Annotated in this window: 18 protein-coding genes and 1 pseudogene; 5 read left to right on the top strand and 14 right to left on the bottom strand. The window is 42.4% G+C overall.

Annotation, left to right across the window (positions count from 1 at the left end; genetic code table 11):
- Positions 1 to 3: 3 nt before the first annotated feature.
- From L4C33_RS12800 to L4C33_RS12755, 10 genes are all read right to left on the bottom strand, one after another.
- The gene (locus L4C33_RS12800) at positions 4 to 1095 is read right to left on the bottom strand and encodes a flagellar basal body P-ring protein FlgI (protein ID WP_428812815.1); all 1092 of its coding nucleotides are present in this window, start codon (positions 1093 to 1095) and stop codon (positions 4 to 6) included.
- Positions 1096 to 1155: 60 nt separating this feature from the next.
- Entirely contained in the window at positions 1156 to 1932 is a 777-nt protein-coding gene (gene flgH, locus L4C33_RS12795) for a flagellar basal body L-ring protein FlgH (RefSeq protein WP_428812814.1), read from the bottom strand.
- Positions 1933 to 1963: 31 nt separating this feature from the next.
- Positions 1964 to 2752: a flagellar basal-body rod protein FlgG gene (flgG, locus tag L4C33_RS12790; protein WP_428812813.1), complete on the bottom strand. Its 789-nt coding sequence runs from the start codon at positions 2750 to 2752 to the stop codon at positions 1964 to 1966.
- Positions 2753 to 2773: 21 nt separating this feature from the next.
- On the bottom strand, positions 2774 to 3523 hold the full coding sequence (flgF, locus tag L4C33_RS12785) for a flagellar basal-body rod protein FlgF (protein ID WP_428812812.1): 750 nt from the start codon (positions 3521 to 3523) through the stop codon (positions 2774 to 2776).
- 272 nt (positions 3524 to 3795) lie between these two features.
- Entirely contained in the window at positions 3796 to 5100 is a 1305-nt protein-coding gene (gene flgE / locus L4C33_RS12780) for a flagellar hook protein FlgE (RefSeq protein WP_428812811.1), read from the bottom strand.
- A 45-nt stretch (positions 5101 to 5145) separates the two neighbouring features.
- A complete protein-coding gene (flgD, locus tag L4C33_RS12775; RefSeq protein WP_428812810.1) occupies positions 5146 to 5856 on the bottom strand; it encodes a flagellar hook assembly protein FlgD in 711 nt (236 codons plus the stop codon).
- Positions 5857 to 5873: 17 nt separating this feature from the next.
- Positions 5874 to 6290, bottom strand: a complete 417-nt coding sequence (gene flgC / locus L4C33_RS12770; protein ID WP_428812809.1) for a flagellar basal body rod protein FlgC — start codon at positions 6288 to 6290, stop codon at positions 5874 to 5876.
- A 4-nt stretch (positions 6291 to 6294) separates the two neighbouring features.
- A complete protein-coding gene (gene flgB / locus L4C33_RS12765; protein WP_428812808.1) occupies positions 6295 to 6690 on the bottom strand; it encodes a flagellar basal body rod protein FlgB in 396 nt (131 codons plus the stop codon).
- Positions 6691 to 6922: 232 nt separating this feature from the next.
- Entirely contained in the window at positions 6923 to 7750 is an 828-nt protein-coding gene (locus tag L4C33_RS12760; protein WP_428812807.1) for a protein-glutamate O-methyltransferase, read from the bottom strand.
- Between the two features lie 15 nt (positions 7751 to 7765).
- The gene (locus L4C33_RS12755) at positions 7766 to 8689 is read right to left on the bottom strand and encodes a chemotaxis protein CheV (RefSeq protein WP_428812806.1); all 924 of its coding nucleotides are present in this window, start codon (positions 8687 to 8689) and stop codon (positions 7766 to 7768) included.
- Positions 8690 to 8765: 76 nt separating this feature from the next.
- Between L4C33_RS12755 and flgA the strand changes: the two genes are divergently transcribed.
- From flgA to L4C33_RS12740, 3 genes are all read left to right on the top strand, one after another.
- Positions 8766 to 9512: a flagellar basal body P-ring formation chaperone FlgA gene (gene flgA, locus L4C33_RS12750; protein WP_428812805.1), complete on the top strand. Its 747-nt coding sequence runs from the start codon at positions 8766 to 8768 to the stop codon at positions 9510 to 9512.
- 163 nt (positions 9513 to 9675) lie between these two features.
- Entirely contained in the window at positions 9676 to 9993 is a 318-nt protein-coding gene (gene flgM, locus L4C33_RS12745) for a flagellar biosynthesis anti-sigma factor FlgM (protein WP_428812804.1), read from the top strand.
- Positions 9994 to 10034: 41 nt separating this feature from the next.
- Complete coding sequence (locus L4C33_RS12740) at positions 10035 to 10460, top strand: flagella synthesis protein FlgN (protein ID WP_428812803.1); 426 nt, start codon at positions 10035 to 10037, stop codon at positions 10458 to 10460.
- 215 nt (positions 10461 to 10675) lie between these two features.
- Here L4C33_RS12740 and flgP read toward each other — a convergent pair whose 3' ends face one another.
- Entirely contained in the window at positions 10676 to 11107 is a 432-nt protein-coding gene (gene flgP, locus L4C33_RS12735; protein ID WP_428812802.1) for a flagellar assembly lipoprotein FlgP, read from the bottom strand.
- Positions 11108 to 11118: 11 nt separating this feature from the next.
- Positions 11119 to 11754 (bottom strand): FlgO family outer membrane protein, encoded by a 636-nt coding sequence (locus L4C33_RS12730; RefSeq protein WP_428812801.1) that lies wholly within the window; start codon positions 11752 to 11754, stop codon positions 11119 to 11121.
- A gap of 179 nt (positions 11755 to 11933) precedes the next feature.
- Here L4C33_RS12730 and L4C33_RS12725 point away from each other — a divergent pair, with 179 nt between their 5' ends.
- Positions 11934 to 13067: a flagellar assembly protein FlgT gene (locus tag L4C33_RS12725; RefSeq protein WP_428812800.1), complete on the top strand. Its 1134-nt coding sequence runs from the start codon at positions 11934 to 11936 to the stop codon at positions 13065 to 13067.
- Positions 13068 to 13283: 216 nt separating this feature from the next.
- On the top strand, positions 13284 to 13790 hold the full coding sequence (locus tag L4C33_RS12720) for a Fe3+-citrate ABC transporter substrate-binding protein (RefSeq protein ID WP_428812799.1): 507 nt from the start codon (positions 13284 to 13286) through the stop codon (positions 13788 to 13790).
- 77 nt (positions 13791 to 13867) lie between these two features.
- Here the strand turns inward: L4C33_RS12720 and L4C33_RS12715 are convergent, their stop codons facing one another.
- Both L4C33_RS12715 and L4C33_RS12710 read right to left on the bottom strand, forming a co-directional pair.
- Entirely contained in the window at positions 13868 to 15109 is a 1242-nt protein-coding gene (locus L4C33_RS12715; RefSeq protein WP_428812798.1) for an NAD(P)/FAD-dependent oxidoreductase, read from the bottom strand.
- Positions 15110 to 15142: 33 nt separating this feature from the next.
- Positions 15143 to 15384 (bottom strand): annotated as a pseudogene (locus L4C33_RS12710) (SAM-dependent methyltransferase); the annotation flags it as partial.

The following is a 15384-nucleotide window of genomic DNA, read 5'->3' as shown; positions in this document are numbered from 1 at the left end:
CTCCTAAATAATGATCAGTTGGCCTTCAATGGCGCCGGCTTGTTTTAAGGCTTGAAGAATGGCCATCAGATCAGAAGGTGCAGCGCCAACCTCATTTACCGCACGAACTAGATCATCAAGGGTAAGGCCAGGTTCAAACTTAAACATCTTACCGTCACCTTCTGTCACTTCAATATCAGTATCAGGAACAACGACAGTTTCTCCACCACCGAATGCATTCGGTTGGCTTACATTCAAGTTTTCTTTGATTGCTACAGTCATACCACCGTGTGTCACTGCAGCGGCTTTCAAACGAACATGCTTGCCGACAACAATGGTACCAGTACGTGAGTTAACAATGATTTTTGCTGAACCTTCAGCAGGATCAAATTCCACATTTTCGATTGCAGATAAGAAAGCAACACGCTGGCTTATTTCACGTGGAGCTCGAATACGAACTGATGTCGCATCGACAGCAGATGCCATTTGTGGGCCAAGAAAATTATTCACAGCATCAGCTAATCGCTGGGCCGTTGTAAAATCCGATTCGATAAGATTAAACGTGATGTAATCTCCACGACCAAATGGAGAAGGAATTTCTTGTTCAACAGTCGCACCGCTTGAGATCAAGCCAACATTTGGGTTGWTGCCAACAATTTTTGAACCATCCGCACCTGAAGCACTAAAACCACTCACAACTAAGTTGCCTTGAGCAACGGCATAAACTTGCCCATCAAGACCTTTTAAGAAAGTTTGCAGTAATGTTCCGCCACGTAAGCTTTTGGCAGCACCAATAGAAGAAACCGTTACATCAACAGTTTGACCTTGTTTTGAAAAGGMGGGCATTTCAGCAGTAACAATAACTGCCGCTACATTTTTTGTTTTAGGCTTAGTACCAGGTGGGAGCTGAATACCAAAATTTTGTAGCATTGCGTTAAAGCTTTGATCGGTAAAGGGAGTTGTTTCACCCGTTCCCGGTAAACCAGTTACAAGACCGTAGCCGACTAATTGGTTACTACGTACACCGGCAACTTTAGCCACATCTTTGATACGAGCAGCGTGCGCGCTAGTGGCAAGGAATATCATGCCGAGTAGTAAGAGTGTTAGCTTTTTCATAGTCGTGACCTTGTATAAATCTTAAGGGCTAACGTCAATTCATCGACGTTAGCGTCATTGCTATAAAGCTACATTAAAGAATCGTGCCAAGAATCCAGGCTCTTGCATATCTTGTTGTACGCCGGTGCCAGAATATTGGATTCGAGCATTAGATACACGGTTTGAAGCAATGGTGTTATCGAAGTCAATATCGTCAGGGCGAATGCTGCCACTTAAGCGGATATATTCATCACCAGTGTTAAATGTCATCCACTTCTCACCACGTACCACTAAGTTTCCATTCGCTAAAACTTCAATCACTTCCACTGTAATATAACCGCTAATGCTGTTGCTCTGGTTGGCTGAAGCATCACCAGCAAACGTATTAGTGTTACTTAGATCGTAAGAGAAATTGTATTTATCAATATTCAGCTCTTGACCACCAACTTGTAACGGCTCCATTGACGCATCGTTCGATTTCGACATGTCAGCGTTAGCTTTTTTAGTCGCACGCGTGCTTTCATCTAGGGTAACAGTGATAATGTCACCGATACCACGTGGTTTCGAGTCATCGTACATACTGCCAATGTGGTTCACATTGAATAGAGATCCCGTTGCAGCTGCATAATGCTCAGGTTTCTGTATCGGGTTAATTGGCGCCCATGCAGGATCACCAGCAATTGGGTCAGTTCGCCCACGTAGAGTGTCCACAATGCCAGAACTTTCTTCTGCTGACTTATCACCTTCAACAGCATCGACAACCGTCGTCGCATTGGTAACATCAGGCGTTTCGATTGGATCTAGCATTGTACAACCAGTCATCGAAGCAATCAGTGCTAAACAAAATATTCGTTTCATTGACATATTCTCTCAGTAGACAAGCTATGGGTTATAGCTGTTGGTTAACGAAGCTCATCATCTTATCGACAGATGAGATAACTTTAGAGTTCATTTCGTAAACACGCTGTGCTTCGATCATGTTCACCAACTCTTCTGTTACGTTAACGTTAGAGGTTTCCAACATGGACTGGCGGATACTACCTAAACCATCGATCCCCGGAACACCTTCTTGTGGGTCACCACTTGCGCCAGTCGGTAGGTACAAGTTCTGACCAATAGGCTCTAAGCCACCTGGGTTCACAAAGTCAGTAATCGTGATTTGACCCACTACAACACTGTTTTGTTCACCACGCATACGAACCGACACTTCACCGTCATTACCAACAGTGACGGACACAGAGTCATCCGGAATCACAATTTCAGGTTCCAAGCGGTAGCCTTGTCCAGACGTTACGATTTGGCCGTCACCATTCAAAGTGAATTGGCCGTTACGACTGTAACCAATGTTGCCATCTGGCATTTCTATTTGGAAAAAGCCATCGCCTTCCACCATCATATCTAGGCTGTTAGTCGTAGTTTGAGCATTACCATGTGTGTGAACTTTTTGGCTTGCTACAACTTTAGAACCTGCACCTAACATCAAACCACTAGGAAGCTCAGTATTCTGAGATGACTGGCCTCCAGGCTGGTTAATATTTTGATAAAACAAATCTTCAAATACTGCACGGCTCTTTTTAAAACCAATGGTTGAGGCGTTGGCAAGGTTATTTGAAATCGTCGATATGTTGGTTTGTTGGGCATCTAAACCAGTTTTACTTACCCATAATGCTGGATGCATAGCAATCCCCTTAAAAAATCGTTAGCTCATACGAAGCAGTGAATCAGAAGCTTTATCAAGATCTTCTGCTGTTTTCATCATCTTGACCTGCATTTCAAATTGACGTTGTAAGTCAATCAGGCTGGTCATTTCACCTACGGCATTAACGTTACTGCCTTCGATTGCGCCAGTTAAAAGCTTAACGGCAGCATCTGCTTCGTATGCCTGTTCTGGATCTTTTGAACGGAATAAACCATTCGTATCTTTAAATAATGTTTGATTGTCTGGGCGAACGAGTTTGATTCGACCTGCAATCTCAAGTTCTTCCGCTGGAGCACCTTGCGGTAACACAGAAATAGTACCGTCGTTACCGATTTCTACTTTACTCACAGGGATTGGTAATGTGATTGGAGCACCGTTATCACCAAGGACTAAATGACCACTGCCATTGCTTAATAGGCCATTTTGGTCAATTTTCAGGTTACCGTTACGAGTAAGACCTTCTTGGCCAGTTTTATCCATAACAGAAATCCAGCCGTCACCTTCAACAGTGACATCTAGGTCTCGACCTGTGGTTACAACACTACCTTGAGAGAAATTATGGCCAGGGCGTTCTGTCATGCTGAATACGCGTGTTGGCATGCCTTCACCATACGCTTGCATCGAACGTGCTTGTGCTAAATCGGCACGGAAACCTGTAGTACTTACGTTAGCTAGGTTGTTTGCACGTAGCTGCAAAGCTTGCATATTTTGCTTTGCGCCACTCATGGCAAGAAACAGTGCACGATCCATAATTTGCTCCAAAAAAACATCTTCTGAAGTACATTAAAGCAATTGGTGTGCCATAATTTAAAATGCGTTAATTATCAAAAGGTTGGGGAAATTAAACTTTAGATCGTGGAGTTTAGAGGAGAAAATATAATCAACATTGCCTTTGCGGCAATTCAATGTGGCAAGCCAGAGCGGCAAAACCATTCAGCATCGTTATAATCGAAAAACTGGTACCGTTTATTCCCCTAATAAGGTAATAAACGGTACAGCAAGTTCTTTGTTTCAGGCCGCTATTAACGAATCTGAAGAATATTTTGTTGTAACTGGTTGTGTACTTCTAAAGAACGAGAGTTCGCTTGGAAGTTACGTTGGGCAGAAATCAAGTCAACCAACTCTTGGGTCATATCAATGTTTGCTTGCTCCAACGAGCCATTGTTGATACTACCAAAAGAACCTTTATTCGATTCACCCCAGATCTTATCGCCAGAGTCATTGGTAGAATCCCACTGAGTTCCACCTTTCTTATCTAAGCCTTGCTCATTTGGAACACGTACCAGACCTACACGACCCAAAGTGACATTTTCACCATTTGAGTATGTGCCTAATACGCTACCGTATTCGTCAAAGTCGATTTTAGTTAGGAAGCCAACCGTTGCGCCATCTTCGTCGAATTTAGTTAATTCAAACGGGGCCGCAAATTGAGTCGAAGAATCAAGTTTAAAGTTCAGCGTTTGCGTTACATCTGCACCGTTAAGATTAATTGGCGGTGTACCAGCGCCTAACGGGTCTGAAACAATAGGTTGACCATTGTTTAAACTAGCAAGAGTACCGTCATTATTGAACTTCATCGTATGTCCAACATGGCCTGTCGCATTCGTCGCGTCACCACCGGTGATGTTTAGAGGTTTCTCACCTGTATCATCAGTCATGGTGTAGTACGTTTGCCACGTATTTGGCTGTGTTGAATCTTTCAGGTAATACGTTGTTAACTTGTAAGACTGACCCATAGAATCGTAAACCGTCGAAGAAGTCGCTCGATTATAAGTATCCGAATCATCAAAGTTGAACAAAGCAGGGTCTTTAAGGTCACCGTTAGCCGGTAAGTTAACGCCTACATCAATGTTTTCTGTTGGTTTTGGCTTACCAAACTCAGCTGGAATATCTAATGGCTTAGGAGCGTAAGACAGAACTTCACCACTTTCAGGATCGACATCGTAGCCCAAAAGAAACTCATCATTACTAGTAACCATGTAGTTATCTTTGTTCAGGTGGAATGCACCATTACGAGTTAACTCATTGATCTCAGGAACCATTCGGTCTTTAGATACAGCAAAGAAGCCTGTACCACTCACACGTAAATCCATCGGGTTGTTCGTATAAATACTCGAACCTTCGTGGAATTGTTGAGCAACTTTACTTGCTTGTGCACCGCCACCAGCAGTGGTTTTCGCGTTAGTAAATAAAGAGTTAGAATAAACATCACCAAACTCGGCACGAGACTCTTTAAAGCCATATGTGTTCGCGTTCGCAATGTTATTACTGGTTGTGTTCAGATCTAACTGAGCTGCGGATAAACCGCTTAAAGATACATAAGACATTCCAAAATTCTCCTAATCTAGCTAGTGTAACGACTCAATAGAGAGCTACGCCTTGCCAACTTCCAGTACTTCAGCAAGTCGAACTGGCGATGTAAAACCAGCTAGATTGAGCAGTACGTTGCCATCACCTTTACCAAGAAGCACACTGTTCACGTTCGCGTAAGTCGAAACTGGGAACTCTGCACTCTCTCCATCCAACAAACCCGCCGCTTTCACGTTGTATTTGCCAGCCGGCAATGGATTACCGTTTTCATCTTTTCCGTCCCATTCAACACGGGTATCACCAGCAGCTTTAGCGCCAACATCTAAAGTTCGAACTAATTGACCAGCTTCATTCTCAACGCGGACAATTAAGTTATCCAATGATTGAGGAAGCTTGACCATTGCCGCCATTCCAGCGTCTGCTTGCTTGATACCTGCAGCTCCAGGAACCAACACATCACGACCAACTAACGAAGAGGCCTGTAATGCTTGGTTAGATGTCATCGATGAATTCAAGCTTTCAAACTGTGTATTCATTTTTCCGATGCCATCTACAGTCGCAAATGAAGCCATTTGCGCAATCATTTGGTCGTTGCTAACCGGCTTAAAAGGGTCTTGCTGAGCTAATTGCTTAGTTAACAACGATAAAAAGTCTTCTTGTTTAAGATCTTGTTTACCTGTTGTTTCATCAGGCTTCTTAGCGCCGTCTTGTAGACTCTTAAGCTGATCAACATAGGACAAGCCGCTTTGACCAACATTATTGATTCCGGCCATATGCTACCCCCTTATCCCTATTGACCCATCTGCAGCGTACGCAGCAGCATTTGTTTACTTGAGTCTGCCACTTGTACGTTTGTTTGATACGCACGTGATGCAGAAATCATATTTGCCATTTCTTCCATTACATTGACGTTAGGCTTATAGATGTAGCCTTCATCGTTTGCTAATGGGTGATCAGGGTTGTATTCAGCGCTCAATGGCTTATCACTTTCTACAATCCCTAATACTTTAACTGGCACGGTATGGTCACCGTTGTAACGCGCTTTGTTTAACTCAGCACCAAACACTGCATGGCGGGCTTTGTAAGTCTCTTCAGCTGAGCTACTTACGCTGTCTGCATTTGCTAGGTTTGAAGAGGTTGTATTTAGACGAATAGACTCAGCGCTCATAGCAGAACCAGTCACATTGAATACATTAAATAAGCTCATCTAATTATTCCCCTTTAATTGCTTTCGTTAAGTTCTTAAATTTACTTCCTAAGAAGTCCAGCGACGCTTGGTGTCTAATTTGGTTTTGCATGAATAAGTTTCTTTCCAAATCCAAATCCACCGTATTGCCATCTCCAGTATCAGGTTGTGTAGGGATACGATACATGCTTTCCCCTGTCACATTCGTAGAGGCAGAAATATGCCGACCGTCGGTACGACTAAGACCAATGCTTGCCCCCGAACTTGCCGCTTGCAGTGATTTCTGGAAGTCCATTCCCTTTGACTTATAGCCTGGCGTGTTGGCTTGCGCGATATTGGTAGATATCACCTCAGCGTTGCGCTCACGTACACCAACTGTGTGTTGGTGAATGCCTAATGCACTGTCAAAAGAAATAGCCATGTAAACCTCAACTCAAGAACTGACTTTCGTAAAATAAACAAAGCAATCTTCATACCAACTTTCAATACATCAACCGATATTCAATAATTGCTTCAATTTCATTAATTATGACCTGCAATATACAAGCCAAAAGTTAGAGTAGATTGGAATGTCACTCTTGCTTAAAGATATATCGAWATGCACAAAAAAGAAAACCCAGCACAAGGCTGGGTTTCGTCTTTTAATCTACATGCTATTTTAGCTTATAAATAATGCCTGGATTACAGCGCACCATTTCAAATCGGTCAGTAAGCCCAGTTAAAGACTCTGAAGCACCCAGCAATAAGTAACCGCCAGGGTTCAAACTGTTTGCCATTTGATTAAGTACTTTAGATTTCATATCAGGTGAAAAGTAAATCAATACGTTACGGCAAAAAATGATATCGAACTTGCCGAGTAGCGCGTAACTGTCCATCAGGTTTTGAGGCCTAAAGTTAACCATGCGCTTCACATTAGTTTTGACCTGCATGCGACCATCACCAGCGTCTTCAAAGAAAGTGCGACGACGTTCAGGAGAAAGTCCACGACCCAATGCAAGGTTGTCGTATACACCAGCTCGACACATATCCAGCATACTCGCTGAAATATCCGTAGCGGTAATAGACACATTCGATAACATGCCAGGTTTGCGAGACTGAGTTTCTAGAACTGTCATCGCCATCGAGTAAGGTTCTTGACCAGATGAACTCGCTGCCGACCAAATTTTAATTGGGCGCTTATTTGCCGCTATTTCCGGTAATAGCTTATCTGCAAGCACTGCAAACGGGTAAGTATCTCGGAACCAWAGTGTCTCGTTTGTCGTCATTGCGTCTACAGCTGCAACTCGCAACTCGCGGTTTCTTCCTGTTACCACATCTCTTAGCAGATCAGATAAAGAAGCTAGATTAAACTTCGTTACCAAAGGGCTTAAGCGGCTACGCACTAGGTATTGCTTACTATCACCCAATACAATGCCACACTGAGATTCTAAGAAACGGCTGAAATCGCGATACTCTTGATCACTTATTGTTATAGCAGTCATTAATGTCTCTTTTAGTTAGGTTAACGCAGCTTTAACTGCTGCACCAAGCTCGTCTGGATTGAATTTCGCGATAAAGGAGTTAGCCCCTACACGCTCAACCATTGCTTGGTTAAATACACCACTGAGTGACGAGTGTAAAATTACGTACAAATCTTTAAGTTCTGCATGGCGTCTGATTTCTGCAGTTAGAGTATAGCCATCCATCTCAGGCATTTCGATATCTGAAATAACCAAAGAAATTTGGTCATAGATGCTACCTTCTCCTGCCATCTCCACCAGCTTTTCGTACGCTTCTTTGCCGTCTTTCGCGGAAACAACTTCAAAACCAATCGATTCAATTGCACGCTGAACTTGTTTACGTGCAACCGYCGAATCATCTGCGATTAAAATGCGGCGAACGATTTCTTTTTCTGCTTCCACTTGCGCGATTGACTCACCGATAGATGCATCCATGGTTTCATCAACTGGAGAGATTTCTGCCAATATCTTTTCTACGTCGAGTATTTCTACAAGCTCGTTGTCGATGTTAGTCACTGCGGTTAGGTAGTTTTCTTTACCAGAACCATCAGGTGGCGGAAGAATAGCTTCCCAGTGCATGTTCACAATACGGTCAACTGAACTCACCAAGAAAGCTTGTATCGTTCGGTTAAACTCAGCAATAACAACAAAACACTTATCAATATCCGTTGTAGGACGTCCACCAACCGCTAAACTCAAATCGATCACAGAAACCGTTTGGCCACGAATGTGCGCAACACCTTTAACTAAACGGTGTAGATTCGGCATAAGTGTCAGTTTAGGACACTGTAATACTTCTTTTACTTTAAAAACGTTGATGCCGTAGCGCTGACGCCCCATTAGGCGAAAGGTTAATAATTCTAATCGGTTTTGACCGACGAGTTGCGTACGCTGATTCACCGAATCAAGAATACCCGACATAAGCTCATCTCCATATCAAACTTTTCTGAGAAAAAGTGTTAGTCTACTACAGGCTACGAACCACCAGAGAAACAGAATGATGTATTATAATTCAACTCTACATCCTTTTTCCATAACTAAGTGTAGAGCTTTCTATAAAACTTTTGCTAAGTCTATCGGCATTTTAGTAATTTTGTTTAGTTTTTTTGCTGATGCAGCGACTTCAGAACAAGTGGATGTGATCCGTGCCGCGGCAGAGCAGCATATACTGGATACTGTAGAGCAACCTCTTGGCGGTGAGCTCGTTATTACTGCCGCAAACATCGATTCTCGCATCAAAGCAACTGATTGCCCTATTCCTTTAGAAACAAGCGCTTCTACCACTAAAGCAACCAGAAGTAGTATCACCGTTCTTGTTCAATGTATTCCGGATGAATGGCGTGTTTATGTACCCGTTCGCCTCTCAATGTCTGTACCTTTAGTCACGGTTAATCGATCTATAATCCGCGGTGAAATCATAGGGCAATATGACGTTGCAATGACCATGATTGAATTGAAACGATTTCGTCGTGAAGGCTTCTCACGTATAGAACAAGTCATAGGTTCGAAAGCCAAACGAAATATTCGCCCTGGTGATGTCGTCGAAAGAGGCGATGTATGTGTCGTTTGCCGCAATGAAAAGGTGGTAATTCAAGCAGTAAAAGGCGGGATGACCATAACAACAAAAGGTACAGCACTGACTGATGGCGCCGCTGGTGATCAGGTAAGGGTGAAAAATGACAAGTCTAAGCGTATAATTGAAGGAATCGTAACAGGAATTTCRGAAGTTACTGTCTACTTCTAGTATTCTAGCGTTCAAACGAGATAGAGCCTAGAATGTTCGAACCATGAATGGTATTTTTATTGAGCAGTTCGATTAAATTTTTAGCTGAAAAAAGATTAAAGTATTTGAGCCTCGGGTCGATATCGACTGTACAGGTTCCCATTTTTGTAGATAAGGCTTTTATATGGCAGGCATTGACAACATACGTTCAGGACAAAACTTAACGACGACCAGTCGTAGTTCTGCTCGTACCGATTCAAACACTCAAGCATCTCGTTCAGATACTGCAGCTAAATCCCCAACCAACAAAGACGCAGTGTCTCTTAGCCAGCAAAGTAAAGCCATTGGCCAATTGCACCAAGATATGGCTTCACAACCAAGTTTTGATAGCCTAAAGGTCGCTGCGATTAAAGAAGCAATCGCTAATGGGTCATACACTGTTGATCCAGAAAAGCTTGCAGACAACATGATTAAGTTCGAAGACGAACTTAAAGGCCTCTAGGCTTAAATTCGTAAAGTTAAGATAGGTAGACAGGTTTTATTATGGCCGCGTTAGTTGATCTAGTGAATTTCCAACATCAAAACGCTCAGTCTTTGACTGAACTACTCGATGCTGAAAAAAAAGCCATCACTAGCCGTAATTCTGTCGAAATCGAGCAACTTGCGAAACAAAAGATGGAAGTGATTAATCTACTTAATCAGACCGATCAGCGTATAGGCTCTCACTCCAACGTCAGTGAACTCGCTGATGATCCAGAGTTAAAAAAAATCGTATCTCAGATTCAGTCAATCATTCATGACTGCCAGCAAGCAAACCTTGTTAATGGTGAAGCCCTTAATCGCGCTCAATTAAGCTTTAACAAACTAAATAACCTGATGCAGCAAAGTCACGGAAAAATTGGGATGACCTACAATGCCGGTGGTCAAACTCATACTGTTTCGACGCTGGGAACCAACATTAAAGCTTAATCCTCATAAAATAACTTCCCCAGCTGTTAATTCGAATGCCACATACTAGCTTGCCAATGAACGCTAAATAATTCATTCAGATACAAAAAAACGCCACAGTCTCAATGCCCTGTGGCGTTTTCTAATATCTAAATATTGCACTCATCAAGTAACAACATTCCTATCGTAAGAAATAGTTCTAATATCGAAACATTATCTGGAGATTATTCTCACGATTAAAAGAGTGTTTGCTGTCTTTTGTCAGGTACTTGCTGAACTTCACCGTAATTACGAAGTTTTTCCATTTTTTGGATATCTAACTGCAACTCAGTTACATAGCTATCGCCAACTGGATAACTTCTTACCACTTCAGCACCACGAATCACACCATCAACCGCACCAGACGTCAGCTCTTTACCTAGGCGTTGATCTTCTAACGCAGCACGTCCGCTCACTCGCATACCATAGACTTGCTCGGCTAACTCGCGGTATGCATCAATTTTAGATGCACGCATTGCACGAATGCGCTTCTCTTCATCGTTGCGCCCAGATTGCTCACTAATACTTGCATAACCAACCGCTACTAAAAAGTCGTCAGCTCTCATTGTTTGCAGTGGCTGACATCCGACAAGAAGCAAGGCCGCTAAAACAAATATTACCTTCTTCATATATTGAGCTCCTAAGGACGAAGAATAACCGTGTAAGGTTGAGTTATGGTTGGGTCTGAACGAATAATAACGCCATCTTGTGTGCGAATGCTATTCAAGGTATCTAAATCGCGACCAATACGGTCAGCAGGCAAGAAACCTTGTGCCGTCGCAACAACGATACGTGTTTGCATACCAACCACGCGAGCATTGACTAGAACACCACCTTCTTGACGCAGCATAGTACCTGTTAATACATATTGCACATCCTGCTGCTGTGCGAGGTCTTTCCAGTCTCGGCTTAATGCAAAGTCACCTTGATGTGTCACTTGTATCGAACCGGTTGTTTTAAAATCTACAACTTTAAAACCACGACGTTGGAATTGATGAATAAAACCTTCAGATACAGAGTTACCCAACCAGTTGGTTGCATCCATATTCTGCAAATCCACAAAGGAAGTCACAGCAATGGGTGTACGCGCTGACACACTCGTATTCGAGATCATCAGATCTTCCGTCATACTTTCAACGAAGAAGTCCATTGTATGCCTTGGGCTATCCATCAGCATAAACTGACTACCCGCATATTCAGTTTTGCCGTTATAAATGGGTGAATACGCACATGATGTAAGTAACATCACCGTCACCGCAATAAACAATTTTTTCATTGTACTAATCTCCAGATAGTATTAAGTGCCCGTTGCTAACTTGTTCTCTACATTAAACTTGTCAATGCATTACAATGTTGGAACGGTCTTTGCTATTTATTATCTGTCATAAAGAAACAGCAGCACCTAAATCAGCTTACAAAACATAAGCAATATTTATACCCAAATGGTAACGACCAATGAAAAAAATATTTTCTCTATTAGTTTCAACTACTTTAATCATCCTCTTGCCATCTAAGGCAAGTGCGTCTTGGTATGAGGTCACGGGCGTTGCCGCAATTGTTTCTTCAGAAAAAGCGGCAAGGCTGCACGCTTTGGAAGATGCGCTGTATAAAGCGGTTCAATTTTCTGGCGCAGATATCGGCAGCATAAGTAATATCGCTCCCCTACTTGAAGAAGAGCGTAAAGAATATCAATTTACTAATCATGAAGTGCGATACATATTGATCGAAGAACAGAAGACTCGAGACGGCAATATGATGATCAGAGCGAAGATCGATATCTATCCTTCGGCAAATGGTTGCCATGTAGACCAATATAAGAAAACGTTTTTGGTGGGTAATATTGATATTGCCTCTCCTCAACAAGCGGTAATGGGGAGAGTCTATAAGTTAGGTGACGATTTTAGCCATGTGGTAAACCGCCAACTTTCTCAACAGTCTCGGAGCTTTGTTTCTGTCGGTACAACTGACTATGAGATAGATAAGCGTCAACCAGAAGTGTTAAAAATGATTGCTCAAGATACTGGAGCACAGTACATCATAGATGGTGTGATTACCGATCTTACTGCAACAATTGAAAGCCGTACACTAAGAGACGACATCACCAACCGTCAATTCGCACTAGAAATGCAAGTATACGACGGAAAAACCGGACATGAGGTGTACAACCGTTCTTATCGTGAAGTCGCCATGTGGCCTTTTCCAAGAACCAGTGAAGTTGATACACGTAGTGCTCGTTTCTGGGCATCAACGTACGGCACAATGTTGCTACGAGTGAGCCGCAACATAATGCTAGATTTGGAGTCAGAGGTTTCTTGTAAAATAACTCTACCAGAAGTATCAGCGATATTCGGTAACACGATCACCATGAGTCTTGGTCGAATGCATGGGGTTCAAGAAGGCGATAAACTTCAACTTTGGCACACGGGTTCATTCATTGATCAAAATGGTTTACCACGTAACAAAGTCTCGCAAAGTGACATTACGCTTACCGTTTCCCGAGTCTACGAGAATGAAGCAGAGCTGGTTTCGGACCAACCAAGTCTAATGGGTAGTATCCAGATAGGTGATGTTATGCACAAAATACTGTAAATTAATATCGTCATCAAAAACGAAAGGCCTAGTGCATAGTCACTAGGCCTTTTTGATTTTAGAGATCTACTTTCCATCTAAACAAGACAAGATACTGCCGCTCAGGAAAATTTGAGACTTCACGCTATACTTAACGATGGATAAGCAGTAAGTAACCTTTCCGTTTTTAGCAATTTGTCGTAGTCTATTATTAACAAAAATATTAGTTAATCACATATGAGCCAAAATAATTTGATCGGTAGCACTGGCCACCGATTTATTTCTAAAGGCAAAACCGCCTACAAGATTCATATTCACACACCCGACGATACTGTATTACATCGCTCTGTCGGTTTTGTGAAAATGGGTGAAGAAAACGCTCTTAAAAAAGCGCTCAAAATGCGCAATGAATTAGGTAAAGAGATGTGGGGGAAGTTTTGGAATAGAGTGCTAAAGGAGCCCTATTTAATGACTCGCCTTCCACACAGCCTAGAACCCAAAATTGTTTTCAAACCAAATCCGACTTTGGCCGATCCCGATCATCGTGACGAATGTTACATTGCAAAATGGCGAGTGTTTGATGAAGACGGAAAATATAAGTATCGGACAAAAGTATGCTCCATTAAAAAGCATGGCAAACTCGCCGCATATTCACAAACAAAACGAGCTCTTTTAGACGCTTACAAAGACAACATCCAGTTACTCATTTTTATGGGCCGACTGAATAGCATCGATTTGAAATAGCGATTTAATTAAAAACGTAGAGTTTGAGTAAATATGTAGAAATAGCCGATTTCTCGACTATTTCTACATAGCTAAAACTATCCTTTACATATTTCTGCAAGCGTTGCCAACCGGCGTCGAGACTCTTTCACATAGGGATTAGTTTCATCCCATGCGTAGCCCGCCAGWATAGAGCAGACCATTTGCTTGATTTGAGGATTTGGGTTCTCGTAAAAAATCACGTCTTGTAACTTTTGAGAATACCAACCTTCCACATAAGTTCTGAAAGTATCAACACCCACCATTAATGGCTGAGCATACTCTTTCTGCCAATCAACTTTATTCCCCGACAATTGCTTTATCACGCAATCAACAGCGAATTCAGCCGACTTCATGGCAATCGTGACTCCAGAAGAAAATACAGGATCTAGAAATTCACCCGCATTACCAAGCAGAGCATAACGCTCTGTTGCCAAGTGTTTTACATTCGCCGAGTAACCACCAATTTCACCGACTTGATTATTATACTCAGCCTGGCTCAATAGCTTTGCTAAAGTTAGCTCTTCTGAAGCTATCTGTATCAAAGCCTCACGGTTATCGCTTGAGTAACCTTCAAAAAAATCAGGCTCACCTACCACACCAAACGAAGCTGTCCCATTACTAAAAGGGATCAGCCAAAACCAAACATCGGGATTTGTAGGGTGAACGGAGATAAGGATTTTATCTCGATCGTACGAAATGGCTGAATCAAGATTTTCAATATTATCGGTGATGTGAGTAAATATCGCTTTACGAGGAGGCAGACAAGATGGCTCTTCTAAATCAAGCATCTTAGGTAGTACTCGAGCAAACCCACTAGCATCAAGTACGTATTCTGCTTCAATTTCGTACTCATCACCGCTTTCTTCCTCTACACGTAAAAGCGAATGTGAGTCCGTCAGTTTGATATCAAGCAATTGATGCTGATAACTAATTTCAACCCCTTGCTTACTCGCTTCATTAGCAAGCACATGATCAAAAGCACCTCGTTGAACTTGGTATGTGGTACCAGGCCCAGAGGAATACTTGTCTTGGAAATCAAACGTTGTGTAGTGAGCGCCTTTGCGAAAAGCTGCACCATCTTTAAATTGAAAGCCAGCCTTGATAACAGCTTGAGTCATCCCCGCCTTTTCAATTACTTCCATACAAGCAGGTAATAAGCTTTCACCAATAGAAAAGCGAGGGAATACGCTTTTCTCGATCACTTTTACGTCGATACCCTGTGCATGTAAAAGTGCGGCTGCAATTGAGCCTGATGGCCCAGCACCGATAATCGCTACTTGTGTTGCTATTCTTCTCATGACTTTAGTACTGCCATTCATCTATTGTTTTAATTATTCGACCGTTAACTCTAGTAACGTATGACCCAAGCCTATGTTATCTGTTCGAGTTACAACGGTAAAACCAGCTTCTTCAACGATTTCTAAGAAATCTTCGCTGCGATAAAAACGGCTATTACCATTAGCTAAGCACGTAAAATACAAAGACGTCGCATTGAGACTATATTCGGCGGCATCGTATTTTTGTGCGTCCCAAAAGAGTTCCAAAATGTATACACTTTGGAACTCTTTTGGGA

It is taken from the genome of Vibrio makurazakiensis (genome assembly GCF_050337375.1).
In the GTDB taxonomy this organism is placed as follows: domain Bacteria; phylum Pseudomonadota; class Gammaproteobacteria; order Enterobacterales; family Vibrionaceae; genus Vibrio; species Vibrio makurazakiensis.
The sequence above is the reverse complement of the archived record's forward strand: the minus strand, read 5'-3'. Positions and strand labels throughout refer to the sequence as shown.

Bases quoted from the DNA above. Each gene is read 5' to 3' on its own strand.
- flgH (WP_428812814.1), bottom strand. From the start codon at position 1,932: ATGAAACGAATATTTTGTTTAGCACTGATTGCTTCGATGACTGGTTGT.
- flgG (WP_428812813.1), bottom strand. From the start codon at position 2,752: ATGCATCCAGCATTATGGGTAAGTAAAACTGGTTTAGATGCCCAACAA.
- flgF (WP_428812812.1), bottom strand. From the start codon at position 3,523: ATGGATCGTGCACTGTTTCTTGCCATGAGTGGCGCAAAGCAAAATATG.
- flgE (WP_428812811.1), bottom strand. From the start codon at position 5,100: ATGTCTTATGTATCTTTAAGCGGTTTATCCGCAGCTCAGTTAGATCTG.
- flgD (WP_428812810.1), bottom strand. From the start codon at position 5,856: ATGGCCGGAATCAATAATGTTGGTCAAAGCGGCTTGTCCTATGTTGAT.
- flgC (WP_428812809.1), bottom strand. From the start codon at position 6,290: ATGAGCTTATTTAATGTATTCAATGTGACTGGTTCTGCTATGAGCGCT.
- flgB (WP_428812808.1), bottom strand. From the start codon at position 6,690: ATGGCTATTTCTTTTGACAGTGCATTAGGCATTCACCAACACACAGTT.
- flgM (WP_428812804.1), top strand. From the start codon at position 9,676: ATGGCAGGCATTGACAACATACGTTCAGGACAAAACTTAACGACGACC.
- L4C33_RS12740 (WP_428812803.1), top strand. From the start codon at position 10,035: ATGGCCGCGTTAGTTGATCTAGTGAATTTCCAACATCAAAACGCTCAG.
- flgP (WP_428812802.1), bottom strand. From the start codon at position 11,107: ATGAAGAAGGTAATATTTGTTTTAGCGGCCTTGCTTCTTGTCGGATGT.
- L4C33_RS12730 (WP_428812801.1), bottom strand. From the start codon at position 11,754: ATGAAAAAATTGTTTATTGCGGTGACGGTGATGTTACTTACATCATGT.
- L4C33_RS12725 (WP_428812800.1), top strand. From the start codon at position 11,934: ATGAAAAAAATATTTTCTCTATTAGTTTCAACTACTTTAATCATCCTC.
- L4C33_RS12720 (WP_428812799.1), top strand. From the start codon at position 13,284: ATGAGCCAAAATAATTTGATCGGTAGCACTGGCCACCGATTTATTTCT.